The 15,287-nt window shown below is 70.6% G+C and carries 15 protein-coding genes; 12 read left to right on the top strand and 3 right to left on the bottom strand.

Annotated elements, in window-relative coordinates; translation table 11 throughout:
* Window positions 1-2 precede the first annotated feature (2 nt).
* Both AB0P08_RS04310 and AB0P08_RS04305 read right to left on the bottom strand, forming a co-directional pair.
* Window positions 3-1,262, bottom strand: coding sequence for an amidohydrolase (locus AB0P08_RS04310; protein ID WP_363588271.1), 1,260 nt, complete (start codon window positions 1,260-1,262; stop codon window positions 3-5).
* A 22-nt stretch (window positions 1,263-1,284) separates the two neighbouring features.
* Window positions 1,285-1,929, bottom strand: a complete 645-nt coding sequence (locus tag AB0P08_RS04305; RefSeq protein WP_187663056.1) for a TetR/AcrR family transcriptional regulator — start codon at window positions 1,927-1,929, stop codon at window positions 1,285-1,287.
* A gap of 152 nt (window positions 1,930-2,081) precedes the next feature.
* Here AB0P08_RS04305 and AB0P08_RS04300 point away from each other — a divergent pair, with 152 nt between their 5' ends.
* The 10 genes from AB0P08_RS04300 (at window position 2,082) to AB0P08_RS04255 (ending at window position 12,997) form a co-directional block, all read left to right on the top strand.
* The gene (locus AB0P08_RS04300; RefSeq protein ID WP_363588269.1) at window positions 2,082-3,746 is read left to right on the top strand and encodes an ABC transporter substrate-binding protein; all 1,665 of its coding nucleotides are present in this window, start codon (window positions 2,082-2,084) and stop codon (window positions 3,744-3,746) included.
* A 124-nt stretch (window positions 3,747-3,870) separates the two neighbouring features.
* A complete protein-coding gene (locus tag AB0P08_RS04295) occupies window positions 3,871-4,695 on the top strand; it encodes an ABC transporter ATP-binding protein (RefSeq protein ID WP_363588267.1) in 825 nt (274 codons plus the stop codon).
* Window positions 4,692-5,498, top strand: a complete 807-nt coding sequence (locus tag AB0P08_RS04290; RefSeq protein WP_363588265.1) for an ABC transporter ATP-binding protein — start codon at window positions 4,692-4,694, stop codon at window positions 5,496-5,498. Before AB0P08_RS04295 ends, AB0P08_RS04290 begins: the two co-directional genes overlap by 4 nt.
* Window positions 5,495-6,583, top strand: a complete 1,089-nt coding sequence (locus tag AB0P08_RS04285) for an ABC transporter permease (protein ID WP_280565244.1) — start codon at window positions 5,495-5,497, stop codon at window positions 6,581-6,583. Before AB0P08_RS04290 ends, AB0P08_RS04285 begins: the two co-directional genes overlap by 4 nt.
* Window position 6,584: 1 nt before the next feature.
* Window positions 6,585-7,733, top strand: coding sequence for an ABC transporter permease (locus AB0P08_RS04280; protein ID WP_363588263.1), 1,149 nt, complete (start codon window positions 6,585-6,587; stop codon window positions 7,731-7,733).
* Window positions 7,733-9,985, top strand: a complete 2,253-nt coding sequence (locus AB0P08_RS04275; protein ID WP_363588261.1) for an exo-beta-d-1,3/1,6-glucosidase — start codon at window positions 7,733-7,735, stop codon at window positions 9,983-9,985. The genes AB0P08_RS04280 and AB0P08_RS04275 overlap by 1 nt, the downstream gene beginning before the upstream one ends.
* A gap of 157 nt (window positions 9,986-10,142) precedes the next feature.
* Window positions 10,143-10,469, top strand: coding sequence for a ferredoxin (fdxA, locus tag AB0P08_RS04270; RefSeq protein WP_363588259.1), 327 nt, complete (start codon window positions 10,143-10,145; stop codon window positions 10,467-10,469).
* Window positions 10,466-11,815 (top strand): FAD-dependent oxidoreductase, encoded by a 1,350-nt coding sequence (locus AB0P08_RS04265; protein WP_363588257.1) that lies wholly within the window; start codon window positions 10,466-10,468, stop codon window positions 11,813-11,815. The genes fdxA and AB0P08_RS04265 overlap by 4 nt, the downstream gene beginning before the upstream one ends.
* Window positions 11,812-12,348, top strand: coding sequence for a flavin reductase family protein (locus AB0P08_RS04260; RefSeq protein WP_363588255.1), 537 nt, complete (start codon window positions 11,812-11,814; stop codon window positions 12,346-12,348). The genes AB0P08_RS04265 and AB0P08_RS04260 overlap by 4 nt, the downstream gene beginning before the upstream one ends.
* Window positions 12,349-12,370: 22 nt before the next feature.
* The gene (locus AB0P08_RS04255; protein ID WP_363588253.1) at window positions 12,371-12,997 is read left to right on the top strand and encodes a superoxide dismutase; all 627 of its coding nucleotides are present in this window, start codon (window positions 12,371-12,373) and stop codon (window positions 12,995-12,997) included.
* Window positions 12,998-13,090: 93 nt separating this feature from the next.
* Here AB0P08_RS04255 and AB0P08_RS04250 read toward each other — a convergent pair whose 3' ends face one another.
* Window positions 13,091-13,357, bottom strand: coding sequence for a metal-sensitive transcriptional regulator (locus AB0P08_RS04250; RefSeq protein ID WP_187663064.1), 267 nt, complete (start codon window positions 13,355-13,357; stop codon window positions 13,091-13,093).
* 93 nt (window positions 13,358-13,450) lie between these two features.
* Between AB0P08_RS04250 and AB0P08_RS04245 the strand changes: the two genes are divergently transcribed.
* Window positions 13,451-13,615 carry a DUF8730 family Cys-rich protein gene (locus AB0P08_RS04245; RefSeq protein ID WP_280565228.1) on the top strand — a complete coding sequence of 55 codons (165 nt, stop codon included), beginning with the start codon at window positions 13,451-13,453 and terminating at the stop codon, window positions 13,613-13,615.
* Window positions 13,612-15,246 (top strand): FAD-dependent oxidoreductase, encoded by a 1,635-nt coding sequence (locus AB0P08_RS04240; protein ID WP_363588251.1) that lies wholly within the window; start codon window positions 13,612-13,614, stop codon window positions 15,244-15,246. The genes AB0P08_RS04245 and AB0P08_RS04240 overlap by 4 nt, the downstream gene beginning before the upstream one ends.
* The last annotated feature ends 41 nt before the right edge of the window (window positions 15,247-15,287 follow it).

Here is a 15,287-nt window from a genome sequence, read left to right as displayed (position 1 = left end):
CCTCAGGCGAGGAACTCGCGGGCGGCCGCGGACATCGCGGTGACCCCCACCTCGATCGTCGGATGGATCTCCGGCGCGAAGAAGGGTGAATGATTGGTGGGGATGTCCTTCTCCACGGTCCCCGTCGCAAGAGCCTCGGCGAATCGGGCGGGGTCGACGCCGCCCCAGAACCAGAACACGAGCGGGACCTCGGCGTCGCGCGCGAACCAGGAGACGTCCTCGCTGCCGGTGAACATGCCGGGGTCGACGACGGCCGAGTCCCCGAGCGCGCGACGCAGCGCCGAGGAGACCCGCGCCGTCGCCTCCTCGTCGTTGATCGTGGCGGGCAGCGTGTGCTGCGTGTGGATCTCGGGCTCGCGCTCGGCACCGGACGCCATGGCCTCGGCGCGCACGATCCGTTCGACGCTCTTCAGCACCTTCTCGCGCGCGTCCTCGTTCGGATAGCGGAGGCTGAGCTCCAGCTTCGCCTCGGCTGGGATGATGTTGTTCTTGAGTCCGGCGTGAATCGATCCGACGGTCACCACGGCCACGCCCTGCGGGTCGATCTCGCGTGAGGCGATCGTCTGCAGGCGCATCACGGTCGCGGCCGCCATCACGACCGGGTCGATCGTGGCGTGCGGGCGGGAGCCGTGGCCGCCGCGGCCGTGCAGGGTGACGGTGAGGCCGTCGGAGGCGGCCATCTGGGTGCCGCTGCGCACGCCGATGATGCCCGCCGGGAGCGGGGTGACGTGCTGACCGAGCACCACGTCGGGCTTCGGGTAGCGGGCGAGCAGGCCGTCGTCGAGCATGGCCCTGGCGCCGGCGCCGTACTCCTCCGCGGGCTGGATGAGCACGACGAGGGTGCCCGACCACTCCCCGCGCTCGGCGACCAGCTTCTCCACGGCCCCGATCATCGCGGTGACGTGCATGTCGTGGCCGCAGGCGTGCATCACGGGCACGGTCGTGCCGGCCGGATCGACGCCTTTCGCGGTGCTCGCGTACGCCAGACCCGTCTGCTCCTCGACCGGCAGCGCGTCCATGTCGGCGCGCACCCACACGACCGGCTGCAGGAAGTCCTCGACCTGGGTCCCTGAGCTCGTCGAAGGGCCTGTCGAAGGGTTGCGCAGCACGCCGACCACGCCGGTCACGCCGACCCCCTCCTCGACCTCGAGCCCCAGGTCGCGCAGGTGCTGGGCGGCGATGCCCGCGGTCCTGGTCTCCTGGAACGACAGCTCCGGGTGCTGGTGCAGATCGATGTAGAGCGCTTCGAGGTCGATGGCCATGCGCCCGAGCCTAGCCGGGAGGTCAGGGCCGCGCGTAGGACTCCAGGGCCGGTCCCGGATGCAGCACGCCGTTCACGATAGCGCGGATCGCGAACTCGCTCGCGGCGCCGAGGGGGACCACCCCGGGGTGCAGGAGCCACTGGAGCTGCAGCCCGTCCATCACGGCGAGGATGGCGGCCGAGGCGGCGGCGATGGTCGCGGGTTCGGTCACGCCCTCCTGGGCGCAGAGCTCGCCGAACGCCGCCGTCACCTCCCGGCGCAGGGTCGTGTAGCGGTCCTCGAAGTACTCGCGGCCGGGGTGGTCGTCGGTCACCGACTCGGAGGACAGGACCGTGTAGGCCTGCACGATGCCCGGCCGCTTCTCGTTGGCGAACGCCGTGCGGACGAGGTGGAGGAAGAGCTCCGGCCCGTCGGGGATGTGCTTCTCGGCGAGGTCGGCCACGTCGGCCTGATCCCGGTAGGCGAGCACTTCGAGGAGGAGCTTCTGCTTCGAGCCGAAGTGGTGCAGGACGCCCGCGTGGGTGATGCCGACCTGTTCGGCGACATCGGCGAGGGTGCCGTTCGTGGAGCCCTTGTTGCCGAAGATCTCCACCGCCGCCTTGAGGATCTGCTCGCGCTTCTCCCGCGTGGCCGGGCGCACCCGGACCGTGTGCACATCGTCCGTCATGAGCCCACCTCCCCTCGTCGCACTCTGCTTGCCAACCAACTTACTCCTCGGTAACCTCTCCACAGCTTACTTTCTCGACAGTAAGCAAAATCGCGGTCGGAGGCGATCCGTCGCCGCGTCGCCGCACAAGGACCCGTGCCCAAGGAGAAGCAATGAAGCTCACGAAAACCCTGATCGCCGCCAGCGCGGTCGCCGTCCTCGGCGTCTCCGCGCTCGCCGGATGCTCGTCCGGAGGGGGCGACGACGCCGCCACGGGCGAGGCCGTCGCCCTCACCATCGCCAAGCCGGACGGCGCCATCACCACCGAGTCGAACAACCCGTACGTCGGAGACTCGTCCGCCTCGAAGTACGGCTACGGAAAGGTCATCTTCGAGACCCTCGGCCTCGTCAACCAGACCGGAGACCGCGGGGTCACCCCCTGGCTCGCGGAGAGCATCGAGTGGAATGACGACTACACCGCCGTGACCGTCGTGCCCCGCCCCGACGTCACCTGGAGCGACGGGGAGCCGTTCACCGCCGACGACATCGTCTACTCGTACGAGCTCGTCTCCACGCCCGCGCTGGACACGGCCGGTCTGAAGTTCGAGGGCGCCACCGTCGACGGCGACGCGGTCACCCTGACGTTCGGCGAGTCGAAGTACGTCAACCAGGCGCGCGTCCTGCACGTGCCGATCGTTCCGAAGCACATCTGGGAGAACCTCGACGACCCCGCCACCGATCCCGTCAAGGGCGACGACCTCGTCGGCACCGGCCCCTACGCCCTCTCCAACTGGTCCACCGAGTCGGTCACGCTCACCGCGCGCGACGACTACTGGGGCGGTGACCTCGCCGTGCCCGAGCTGCACTACGTCTCCTACGGCGACAACACCGCGCTGACCACGGCCCTCGCCCAGGGCGAGGCGGACTGGGCACAGGCGTTCATCCCGCAGATCCAGGAGCAGTTCCTCGACGCTGACCCCGAGCACAACAAGTTCTGGGCCGCCCCGACCACCGGCTCGGCGACGCTCTTCATGAACCTGCAGCAGAAGCCGTTCGACGACCCGACGTTCCGCCAGGCCCTCGCCTGGGTCATCGATCGCGACGCCTACGTGGACATCGCCCGGGAGGGCGCCAGCGAGCCGGTCTGGTCGGTGACCGGACTGTCGTCGATCCTGGACGACGAGATCCAGCCCGAGTTCGAGGGCCAGGAGTACGCCGTCGACGCCGAGAAGGCGCGGGATCTGCTGGAGTCAGCCGGATACACCTGGAAGGACGACGCGCTGATCGATCCGGACGGCACCCCCGTCTCGTTCACGCTGTCGGTGCCCTCGGGCTGGAGCGACTGGAACACGGCACAGGAGCTCATCGCGGAGGATGTGACCGAGGCCATCGGTGCCGAGGTGAAGATCGACATGCCCGACTGGGGCGGCTGGCAGGTCCCGCGTGACGAGGGCACGTTCTCCGCGATCATCCACTGGCTGGAGGACAGCGGCACCGCTTACGGCCTCTACACCTCGACCATGGACCCCCGCTGGATCTCCCCGGAGGGCATCGCCGGGTTCAACTTCGGCCGCTTCGAGGACCCGGAGGCCACGGCGGCGCTGAACAGCTACGCCAACGCGTCGTCGGACGAGGAGCGCACCACCGCCCTCACCACGCTGCAGGAGATCTTCGTCGAGCAGGTGCCCGCCATCCCGCTCGGCGCGCACCCGCTGCTGGGGGAGTTCAACACCCGGAACTACGTGGGCTGGCCCTCCGAGGAGGACCCGTACGCCTCGGCCGATCCGACCCAGCAGAACATCGTGCAGATCCTCACGAAGCTGAAGCCCGCCGACTAGGGCTTCGACAGGCTCAGCCCCCACTGCACCGGCCTTCGACAGGCTCAGCCCCCATCCGGTCCCCGAACGCCGGACCTGGGTCCCTGAGCCTGTCGAAGGGCCCGCCCCCACGAAGGACACCCCCATGGCAGATCCCCTGCTCACCGTGCGCGACTTCTCGGTCGTGTACGACGTCGATCCGCCCGTCGAGGCGGTGAAGAACGTGACCCTCGAACTGCAGCGCGGCGAGATCCTAGGCCTCGCCGGTGAGAGCGGCTGCGGCAAGACCACGCTCGCCTACGGGGTGCAGCGCCTGCTGCGTGCCCCGGCCGTCATCACCGGCGGCAGCGTCACCTTCCACGACGTGACCGGTGTCGACATCGACATCAACGCGCTGGACGTCGACGCGATGCAGCGGTTCCGCTGGGACAAGGTCTCGATGGTGTTCCAGGGGGCGATGAACGCCCTCAATCCGGTGGCGACGGTCGGATCGCAGCTGGAGGACGTGTTCGAGATCCACCGACCCGACATGACCCGGAAGCAACGCCGGGCCGAGGCGGAGGAGCTGCTGGAGATCGTGAAGGTCGGGCGTGAGCGTGCTCGCTCCTTCCCGCACGAGCTGTCCGGAGGCATGCGGCAGCGCGTCATGATCGCGATGGCCCTGGCGCTGCGGCCGCAGCTCATGGTGATGGACGAGCCCACCACGGCGCTCGACGTCCTCGTGCAGCGGGAAATCCTCACGCAGATCTCGCAGCTGCGGCACGAGTTCGGGTTCTCGGTCGTCTTCATCACGCACGACCTCCCCCTCCTGCTGGAGATCAGCGACCGGATCACGATCATGCGGGCGGGGGAGATCGTCGAGCTCGCCACGGCAGAGCGCATCTGGACGCAGCCCGAGCACGAGTACACGAAGACCCTGCTGTCGTCGTTCCCCCGGCTGACCGGGGAGAGAGGGGTGCTGGTGCGATGACCACGCTCGAGTTCCGTCACGTCACGAAGACGTACAGCGTCCGCGGCGCCGGGCAGATCCGCGCCCTCGACGACGTGAGTTTCACGCTCGCCTCCGGCCGGACGATCGGCCTGGTCGGCCAGTCCGGCAGCGGCAAGTCGACGATCGCGAAGATCCTCACCCAGCTGGAGACCCCGACCGCCGGCGACGTGCTGCTGGACGGCGCGCCGGTCCCGCGCCGCGGCCGCGGACTGCGGAGATATCGGCAGCAGCTGCGGATGGTCTTCCAGGACCCGTTCGCCTCCCTCAACCCCTCGCACTCCATCCGGTACCACCTGGAGCGGCCCCTCCGTCTCGACGACGTCGTGCCCAGAGCGGAGACGGAGGCCGAGGTGCGCCGGCTCCTGGAGCGCGTGCGCCTCGACCCGGATGCGGTGATCGACCGCCGACCGCACGAGCTCTCCGGCGGGCAGCGTCAGCGCGTCGCCATCGCGCGGGCGCTCGCCTCCCGGCCGTCGCTCCTCGTCGCCGACGAGCCCGTCTCCATGCTGGACGTCTCCATCCGGCTCGGGGTGCTCACCCTCCTCGCCGATCTGCAGCGTGAGGAAGGGCTCGGCGTGCTCTACATCACCCACGACCTCGCCACCGCACGCCACTTCAGCGACGAGATCATGGTCCTCAACCAGGGCCGGGTCGTCGAGTACGGCACGGCGGACGACGTGATCCTCGATCCGCAGGACCCCTACACCCGCGCTCTGCGCGCCGCATCGCCCGACCCGGAGAAGTACTTTGCGTCGGCGGCATCGAACGGAGGTGCGCGGTGAGCACGGCTTTTCCGCAGCTCGACGACAACGACCTCATCGCGCAGGGCGCACGGGAGGCGGGGACGACCGCGACGACGGTGGACCGCGGAACCCGGCGCGTGCCCTGGCGCTTCTTCGCCGGACGCGCCGCGTTCTACCTCTTCACGCTCTGGGCCGCGATCACCATCAACTTCTTCCTGCCGCGGCTGATGAAGGGCGACGCGGTGACCTCCTACCTCGCCCGAAACCGCACGGTGAGCCCGGAGGCCGCCGACGCCCTGCGCATCCTGCTGGGGATCGACACCGACAAGAGCCTCTGGCAGCAGTACCTCGAGTACTGGGGCATGCTGCTCCGCGGCGACCTCGGCATCTCGACCCTGCACGGGCTGCGACCGGTGGCCGAGGTGCTGGGGGCGGCGTTGCCCTGGACACTGGGGCTGGTGGGCATCGCGACGATCATCTCGTTCGCGCTCGGCACCGTCGCCGGCGCCATCGTCGGCTGGAAGCGCGGCAGCAAGCTCGACGCCATCATCCCGGTGACGACGTTCTTCAACACGATCCCCTACTTCTGGCTCGGCCTCATCGCGATCGCCATCTTCTCCTCGACGCTGAAGTGGTTCCCCTCCTCGCATGCCTACGACAAGGGGCAGTCGCCGGAATGGAGTCTCGACTTCATCGGGCAGGTGATCGCGCACGGCACCCTCCCGGCGCTGACGATCGTGGTCGCCTCGCTCGGCGGTTGGGTGCTGGGGATGCGCAACATGATGCTGACCGTGCTCGACGACGACTACATCACCGTCGCCCAGGCCAAGGGCATGCCCAACCGACGCGTGCTCTGGGCGTACGCGGCCCGCAACGCCGTGCTCCCGCAGATCCAGAGCTTCGCGCTGTCGATCGGCTTCATCGTCGGCGGCACGATCGTCATGGAGATGGTCTTCAGCTACCCCGGCGTCGGCAAGCTGCTGCTCGACGCGACCAACGCGAAGGACTTCGCGCTCATGCAGGGCGTGTTCCTCGTCATCACCCTCTCCGTGCTCGTGGCCAACATCCTCGCCGATGTCGTCTACGCCTACCTCGACCCGCGCACGCGCCAGATGGAGTCCTGACATGACCGTTCCCACCACCGCAGCGAACACGGCGCCGGACGGATCGACCGTCGTCTCCGGCATGCCCGAGACCGCCACGCTGCGCACCCCGCCGACGGGAGCGCCGCCGCGCAAGACGTTCTGGTCGCAGCTCGCGCAGGCGTTCGCGATGTTCCGCAACCCCAAGTCCATCGCGGGGCTGATCATCCTCGGGGCGTTCGTGCTCATCGCCGTCTTCGCCCCGTGGATCGCCCCGTACGGCCCGACGCAGAAGGACCGCTCCGCGCTCCGGCAGCCGCCGTCCTGGGAGCACTGGTTCGGCACCACGCACATGGGCGAGGACGTCCTGAGCCAGATCATCTACGGCACGCGCGGGGTCATCGTCGTCGGCTTCCTCGCCGCCTTCATCGCCACGGCGCTCGCGATCACCATCGGCGTCATCGCGGGCTACGTGCGCGGGTGGCGGAGCGAGTCGCTGTCGGCGCTGACGAACGTGTTCCTCGTCATCCCCGGCATCCCGCTCATCATCATCATCGCCTCCCAGTTCGAGAACCCGCCGCTGATCGTGATCGCCGCCGTGCTCGGGCTGACCGGCTGGGCGTGGGGCGCCCGCGTGCTGCGCGCGCAGACCATGTCGCTGCGCAACCGCGACTTCATCCAGGCCGCCCGCGCGAACGGCGAGCCGCTGCGCCGCATCATCACGGTCGAGATGCTCCCGAACCTTATGGCGCTCATCGCCTCGAGCTTCGTCGGCACCGTGACCGCGGCCATCCTCGGCCTCACCACTCTGGCCTTCATCGGGGTGATCCCGGTCAGCAACCTGAACTGGGGCACGATCCTGTTCTGGGCGCAGCAGAACGGCGCGTTCCCGCGGCTGTGGTGGTGGTATGTGCCGGCCGGGCTCTGCATCGCGATCATCGGCGTCGCGCTCTCGCTCATCAACTTCGGCATCGACGAGTACGTCAACCCGCGCCTGCGCTCGGCGGGAGAGCGGGCCAGGGCGATGAAGAAGAAGGGGCTCAACGTGAACGACGCCGTCACGGCCGTCCGCAGCGTGCCCCTGCCGGAGAAGAGCCCCGATCCCGTATCGTCGGCGACTTCGCCGGGCGCTTCCGGCACCACCGACTCCTCGAACACCGCGACACCGCACACGAACCAGAACACGAAGTGATGACCTCTCAGACTCTGACCACGCAGCTCCCGTACCAGGACCCCGCTCTCTCGATCCCCGAGCGCGTGGCCGACCTCCTCAGCCGCATGACGCTCGAGGAGAAGGTCGGGCAGATGCTCCAGCTCGACGCTCGCGACGACATCGACGACCACGTGCTCCGGCGGCACGCGGGTTCGATCCTGCACGCCTCGGACGAGCGTCTGCGGCGGGCTGCCGTCCTGGTCGCGCAGACCCGACTCGGCATCCCGCTGCTCGTGGGCGAGGACTGCATCCACGGCCACTCGTTCTGGCCCGGAGGCACGATCTACCCCACGCAGCTCGGCATGGCGGCGTCCTGGGACCCGGCGCTCGTCGAGCGCGTGGCGCGGGCGACGGCCGAGGAGGTCGCCGTGACCGGCATCCACTGGACGTTCTCGCCGGTGCTGTGCATCGCCCGCGACCTGCGCTGGGGGCGGGTGGGGGAGACCTTCGGGGAGGACCCGTTCCTCATCGGGGAGCTGGCTTCGGCCATGGTGCGCGGCTATCAGGGTGACGGGCTCGACGACCCCACCGCGATCCTCGCCACGGCCAAGCACTTCGCCGGCTACTCGGAGACGCAGGGTGGACGCGACGCGAGCGAGGCGGACATCTCCCCGCGCAAGCTGCGCTCCTGGTTCCTGCCGCCGTTCGAGCGGGTCGCCCGCGAGGGCTGCCGGACGTTCATGCTCGGCTACCAGACGACGGACGGGGTGCCCATCACGCTGAACGAGTGGCTGCTCAGCGACGTGCTCCGCGGCGAGTGGGGCTACACCGGCACCCTCATCACCGACTGGGACAACGTGGGCCGGATGGTGTGGGAGCAGCGGGTGCAGCCCGACCTCACGCATGCAGCGGCCGCCGCGGTGCGCGCCGGGAACGACATGGTCATGACCACGCCCGGGTTCTTCGAGGGGGCGCTGGACGCGGTCGCCAGGGGGCTGCTGCCGGAGGACGCGTTCGACGACGCGGTCTCCCGCATCCTCACGCTGAAGTTCGAGCTCGGACTCTTCGAAGACCCCCGGCTGCCCCGCGACGACGTGTCCGCCGTGGTCGGCAGCGCCGCGCATGCGGAGCTCAACCTCGAGATCGCGCGCCGCTCGCTCGTGCTCCTGGAGAACGACGGCCTGCTGCCGCTGGACTCCGCGGAGCCGCTGCGTGTGGCGGTGACCGGGCCGCTCGCGGACGACGCGCAGACGCAGCTCGGCGACTGGGCGGGCGGTTCGGGCCAGGCGGGCTGGCTCGACGGACAGCCCCGCGAGATGATCACGACCGTGCTCGACGGCCTCCGTGCGGTGGACGCGTGGACGGTCACGCATGCACGCGGCGCCGACATCCTCACGCTCGCCGACGACCCCCGCGGCACGCACTTCCCGGACAACCAGCCGCGTCCTCCCGTGGTGCGGCCGTGCCCGCCGGATCCTGCGCTGATCGCGGAGGCGGTGGCCGCCGCCGAGGCCGCCGACGTCGTGGTCGCGGTGGTCGGCGATCGCATCGAGCTCGTGGGCGAGGGGCGGTCCACGGCCACGCTGGAGCTCATCGGCGGTCAGAACGCCCTGCTCGATGCGCTCATCGAGACCGGGACGCCCGTCGTCGTGGTGCTGCTGGCATCCAAGCCTCTCGTGCTCCCGCCTTCGGTGCAGCGCGCGGCGGCCGTCGTGTGGGCGGCCAACCCGGGCATGCAGGGCGGACGGGCGTTCGCCGACATCGTCACGGGTGCCGTGGAGCCCTCGGGCCGGCTGCCGATCTCGTTCGCGCGGCACGTCGGACAGCAGCCGACCTACTACAACCAGATCCGCGGCCAGCACGGCGACCGCTACGCCGACCTCACCCAGGCGCCCGCGTGGGCCTTCGGCGAGGGCCGGTCGTACACGACCGTGGCGTACGCGGACCTGGAGCTGGAGCAGACGGAGCTGCGCCTCGGCGGCACCGTGGTGGGGCACGTGACCGTGACGAACACGGGGGACCGGCCCGTCCGCGAGACCGTGCAGGCCTACGTGCGGGACGAGGTGACGAGCGTGAGCTGGACCGACCGTGAACTGAAGTCCTTCCGGCAGGTCGAGCTCGCGCCGGGGGAGAGCGCCCGCGTGCGGATCGAGGTCCCCGTCGCGGACTGCACGATCGTGACCGCCGCCGGTGTCCGCACCGTGGAGCCCGGTGCCTTCACGCTCCTCGTCGGCCCCAGCTCCCGCGAGGAGCACCTCCTCCCCGCCCCCTTCGAGATCTCCCCGTCCTGATTCCCCGAGACCCCGCTTCCCCGCCGAGACCCCGTCGTGTCCGCGCGGCGGAGGCGGGGTCTCGGCGCGAGGCCGGGGTCTCGGCGCCTCGATTTGACCTCAAGTGCGCTTGAGGTTTTACGGTGGAGGGCGTGAGTGGGACAGAGAAGAAGTCGCGATGACGTATGTGATCGCGCTGCCGTGCGTCGACCTCAAGGACAAGGCCTGCATCGACGAGTGCCCCGTCGACTGCATCTACGAGGGCGAACGGTCGCTCTACATCCACCCGGATGAGTGCGTGGACTGCGGGGCGTGCGAGCCGGTGTGCCCCGTCGAGGCGATCTACTACGAGGACGACCTCCCCGACGAGTGGCAGGACTACTACAAGGCCAACGTCGAGTTCTTCGACGAGATCGGCTCGCCCGGCGGCGCCGCCCGCACCGGACTCATCCGGCACGACCACCCCCTCGTCGCCGCGCTCCCGCCGCAGGAGGTGCACGAGTGACCCCGCGCATCGCCATCGTCGGCGCGGGCCCCGCGGGCATCTACGCCGCCGACCTCCTCCGGGCGCAGGTGCCGGAGGCGGCCATCGACCTGTACGAGAAGCTTCCCGCCCCGTACGGGCTCGTCCGCTACGGCGTCGCCCCCGACCATCCGCGCATCCGCAAGATCATCGACGCGCTGCACGACGTACTCCTCCAGCCCGGCATCCGGCTGCGCGGCAACGTCGAGGTCGGCGTCGATGTGACGGTCGACGAGCTCCGCCGGGCGTACGACGGCGTCGTCATCGCGACCGGAGCCGACCGTGACGTGACGTTCGACGTGCCGGGAGCCGACCTTCCCGGATCGTACGGCGCCGCGGAGTTCGTGGCCTGGTACGACGCGCACCCCGACGTCGCCCAGGGCTGGGGTCTGGAGGCGGAGTCCGTGGCCGTGCTCGGCGCAGGCAACGTCGCGCTCGACGTCACGCGCATCCTCGCGAAGCACGCCGCGGCGCTGGAGTCGACCGACACCCCCGACCACATCCTCGACGCGCTCGCCGCGAGTCGGATCCGCGACGTGCACCTCTTCGCCCGCCGCGGTCCGGCCGATGTGCGCTTCTCGGCCCTGGAGCTGCGCGAGCTGGGCGAGCAGCACGACGTGGAGGTGATCGTCGATCCCGCCGACCTCGAGCTCGACGACCACGCCGCCCGCATGCTGGAGCAGTTCTCCCAGCGCCGCATCATCGTGCGGACTCTCACGGAATGGGCGCAGCGTCCGTCCACTGGGGCCTCCCGGCGCATCCACCTGCACTTCCGGCATCGACCCGTCCGCGTCCTGGGCGCGGACCGCGTGGAGGGCATCGAGTTCGAGCGCACGGCCTCCGATCCGCTCGGCCGCATGGTCGGCACCGGCGAGCTCGTCCGGTACGAGGTCGGCGCCGTCTACCGGGCGATCGGCTACCTCTCCTCGCCCGTGCCCGGTGTGCCGTTCGACGCGGCACGGGGCATCGTTCCGAACGCGGAGGGGCGGGTGCTCGATGCCGACGGCACGCCCGTCGCCGGCCTCTACGCGACCGGCTGGATCAAGCGCGGACCGATCGGCCTCATCGGCTCGACCAAGTCCGACGCCGCGCAGACCGTGCAGCATCTCGTGGAGGACCTCGCCGCGACGCCGTCCGCCCGTATCGACCCGGACCCGCCCCTGGACCTCCCCGGCGTGGTGGACTGGGAGGGTTGGTTGCGCATCGACGAGGCCGAGCGCCGCGCCGGAGCCGTCCGCGGCCGGGAGCGCACGAAGCTCGTCGACCGCGCGGCCATGCGCGCCCACGCGACCCCCACCCCCATCCCTCTCGAGGAGAGCACCCGATGACCCCCGACCCGCACACCACCCCGCACCCCGCCGCTCCGGTGCCCACGCCGGTCGGGGAGGGGCTCAAGGCGGCGTTCCGCACCCACCCCGCCGGTGTCGCCATCATCACGGCGCAGGGTCCGGACGGCCCCGTCGGCCTCACGGCGTCGAGCGTGTCGTCGGTCGCGGTCGACCCGGCGGCGATCGTGTTCTCGGTGACCAGGGCGACCGGCAGCGCCGGGGCCATCCTCGGCGCCGAGACCTTCGTCGTGCACCTCATCGACGACGAGCACTCCGCGCTCGCCCAGAGCTTCGCGGTGAGCGGTTCCGAGCGCTTCACGCCCGAGCAGGGCTGGACGACGCTGCCGACCGGCGAGCCGCACCTGGCGGAGGCCCGTGTCGCCCTGCGCTGCCGGACGATCCAGACCGTGCCCGTCGGCTCGTCGACCGTGGTGATCGCCGAGGTGCTCGAGGTGCTCGCGGGCCGCCCCGCCCGCCCGCTCGTCTACATCGACCGCCGATTCCACGCCCTGTCCCACGACACCGCCCTCTGACCCCGTCACGAAAGGAACAACCATGTCCACTCCGTACACGCTCCCCGAGCTGCCCTACGACTACTCCGCGCTGGAGCCGCACATCTCCGGCAAGATCATGGAGCTGCACCACTCCAAGCACCACCAGGCCTACGTGACCGGCGCGAACACGGCGCTGGAGCAGCTCGCGGCGGCCCGCGACAGCGGCGACCTCGGAGCGGTGAACAAGCTCGAGAAGGACCTCGCGTTCAACCTCGGCGGCCACATCAACCACTCCGTGTTCTGGCAGAACCTCTCGCCGGAGGGCGGCGGGGCCCCGGAGGGCGAGCTCTCGGCGGCCCTGGCGGACTCCTTCGGGTCGATCGACGGCTTCCGCGCGCACTTCACCGCGACGGCCCTCGGCGTGCAGGGCTCCGGGTGGGCCGTGCTCGCCTGGGACTCGGTGGGGGCCCGTCCGGTGATCTTCCAGCTGTTCGACCAGCAGGGCAACGCGCCGCTCGGCGTCATCCCGCTGCTGCAGCTCGACGTGTGGGAGCACGCCTACTACCTCGACTACCTCAACGTGCGGGCGGACTACGTCAAGGCGTTCTGGAACCTCGTGAACTGGCCCGACGTGCAGCGCCGCTTCGAGACGGCGCGCACCGCGACCGCGGGTCTCCTCGTCCGCTGACCCCCTCTTCGCCGACCCGGCCCCTTGCGTGCGCCCCGGCCCGTTGCGATCGTCCGCACCGGGCCGGGGTGGCCGCAAGGGGCCGGGTCGCGTTCAGGCGAGGGTGAGGAAGAGCTTCTCCAGGTCGGGGAGCGGGACGGCGTCGTCCTGCGCGGGGTCCTCGAGGCAGGTCTTCATGGCGGAGGCGATGATCTGGAACCCCGCCTTGTCGAGGGCGGAGGTCACGGCGGCGAGCTGCGTGACGACGGCCCGGCAGTCGCCGCCGCTCTCGACCGCGGCGATCACGGCGCCGAGCTGTCCCTGTGCGCGCTTGAGGCGGTTGGCGATCTTGCGCTGCGTGTCGATGTCGACGGTGGTCATAGTCACTCCCTGAAGGCCGGCTGCGCGCTCCACTATACCCTCGGGGGTATAGTCTCTCCATACCCACCGGGGTATCGAGTGAGGAGAGAACACATGTGTCGAGCAGTCCGTTGCCGTACCTGCGGGAAGACCACCTGGGCGGGGTGCGGTCAGCACGTCGACGCCGTCCGCCGCACCGTGCCGGCGTCGGACTGGTGCACGGGCCATCCGAAGGACGAGGCCAAGGGCGGTCTCCTGGCCCGGCTGTTCGGCCGATGAGCGCGCAACTCCGCGTCGTCATCGTCGGCGGGGTCGCCGGCGGCATGTCGGCGGCGACCCGGCTCCGACGCCTCGACGAGTCCGCGGACATCGTCGTCTTCGAGCGCGGGCCCGAGGTCTCCTACGCCAACTGCGGTCTGCCCTACTACGTGGGCGGTGTGATCGAGGAACGCGACGCCCTCCTGCTGCAGACCCCGGAGTCGCTGCACCGCCGCTTCCGGCTGGACGTCCGCGTCCGTCACGACGTCGTCGGCATCGACACCGAGCGAAAGACGGTCGAGGTCGTCGATCTCGACAGCGGCCGTCGGAGCACCCACCCGTACGACCGCCTCGTGCTCGCCACCGGTGCCCGGCCCCGCGGCGACGAGCCCACCGGAGCCCTGCCCGCGCGGAGCCTGCGGACCGTGGCGGATGCCGATGCGATCGAGGCCGCCCTCCGCCCCGGACTGCCGGTGGTCGTCGTCGGCGGCGGATACACGGGACTCGAGGCCGTCGAGAACCTCGTCGCCCGGGGCGCCGCGGTGACCCTGGTGCAGCGCGGTGCCCAGCTGCTCGGGCCGCTGGATCCGGAGATGGCCGCCCCCCTCGCGGCCGAGGTCCGGCGTCGCGGGGTCGACGTGCGACTCGGCGTCGAGGTCGTGGCCACGGCCGCGGATTCCGTGACCCTGAGCGACGGTGCCACCCTCCCTGCGGAGTTCCTCGTCGACGCCTCCGGGGTCGTGCCCGAGGTCGGACTCGCCCGCACCGCCGGGATCCGTCTCGGCGAGACCGGCGGAATCGCCGTCGACGAGGCCTGCCGCACCAGTGCGCCCGACGTCTTCGCGGTCGGCGACGGCGTCGAGAAGGCCGACCTCATCGGCGGTGGTGCGGCACTCGTGACCATGGCCGGTCTCGCCAACCGCCACGGCCGGATGGTCGCCGACGTCATCGCGGGGCGGGAGGAGTCAGCGCGCCCCGCGCTCGGCACCGGCATCGTGCAGGTGTTCGGCCTCGCCGCCGCGAAGACCGGATGGAGCGAGAAGCAGCTCCGTGCCGCGGGCCGCGACTTCTACGCCGTGCACGTGCATCCGGCGTCGCACGCCGGCTACTACCCTGGCGCGGAGACCCTCTCGATGAAGCTCCTTGCCGACCCCGCCACCGACCGCATCCTCGGGGCGCAGATCGTGGGTCGTGACGGCGTGGACAAGCGGATCGACGTCATCGCCACGGCTCTGCAGGCAGGCGTCACGGCCGCCGGTCTCGCGCACCTCGAGCTCGCGTATGCCCCGCAGTTCGGCTCGGCGAAGGACGCCGTGAACATCCTCGGCTACGTCGCCGAGAACACCCGCAGCGGCACCACGCCGACCCTCCAGTGGCACGAGCTCGACGACGCCGTGCAGGCGGGCGCAGCCCTCATCGACGTCCGCTCCGCGGGCGAGTATGCGAACGGCGGCATCCCCGGCGCGCGGAACATCCCGCTCGACGAGCTGCGCGACCGCCTCGACGAGCTGCCGGACGGGCCCCTCGTGGTGCACTGCCAGGTCGGTCTCCGGGGGCACATCGCCACCCGGCTGCTGCGGCAGCACGGGCGCGAGGTGCGCAATCTCGACGGCGGCTACCGCACCTGGCGGGACGCGACCGCGGGCTCCTGATCTCGACGCGTTCACAACTCAGGAGAACCGGCGCACCTGCG

The sequence above is a fragment of the Microbacterium meiriae genome (genome assembly GCF_040686935.1).
Lineage (GTDB): Bacteria > Actinomycetota > Actinomycetes > Actinomycetales > Microbacteriaceae > Microbacterium > Microbacterium meiriae.
Note: the sequence above shows the minus strand (reverse complement) of the source record. Positions and strands in the feature narration are given on the sequence as shown.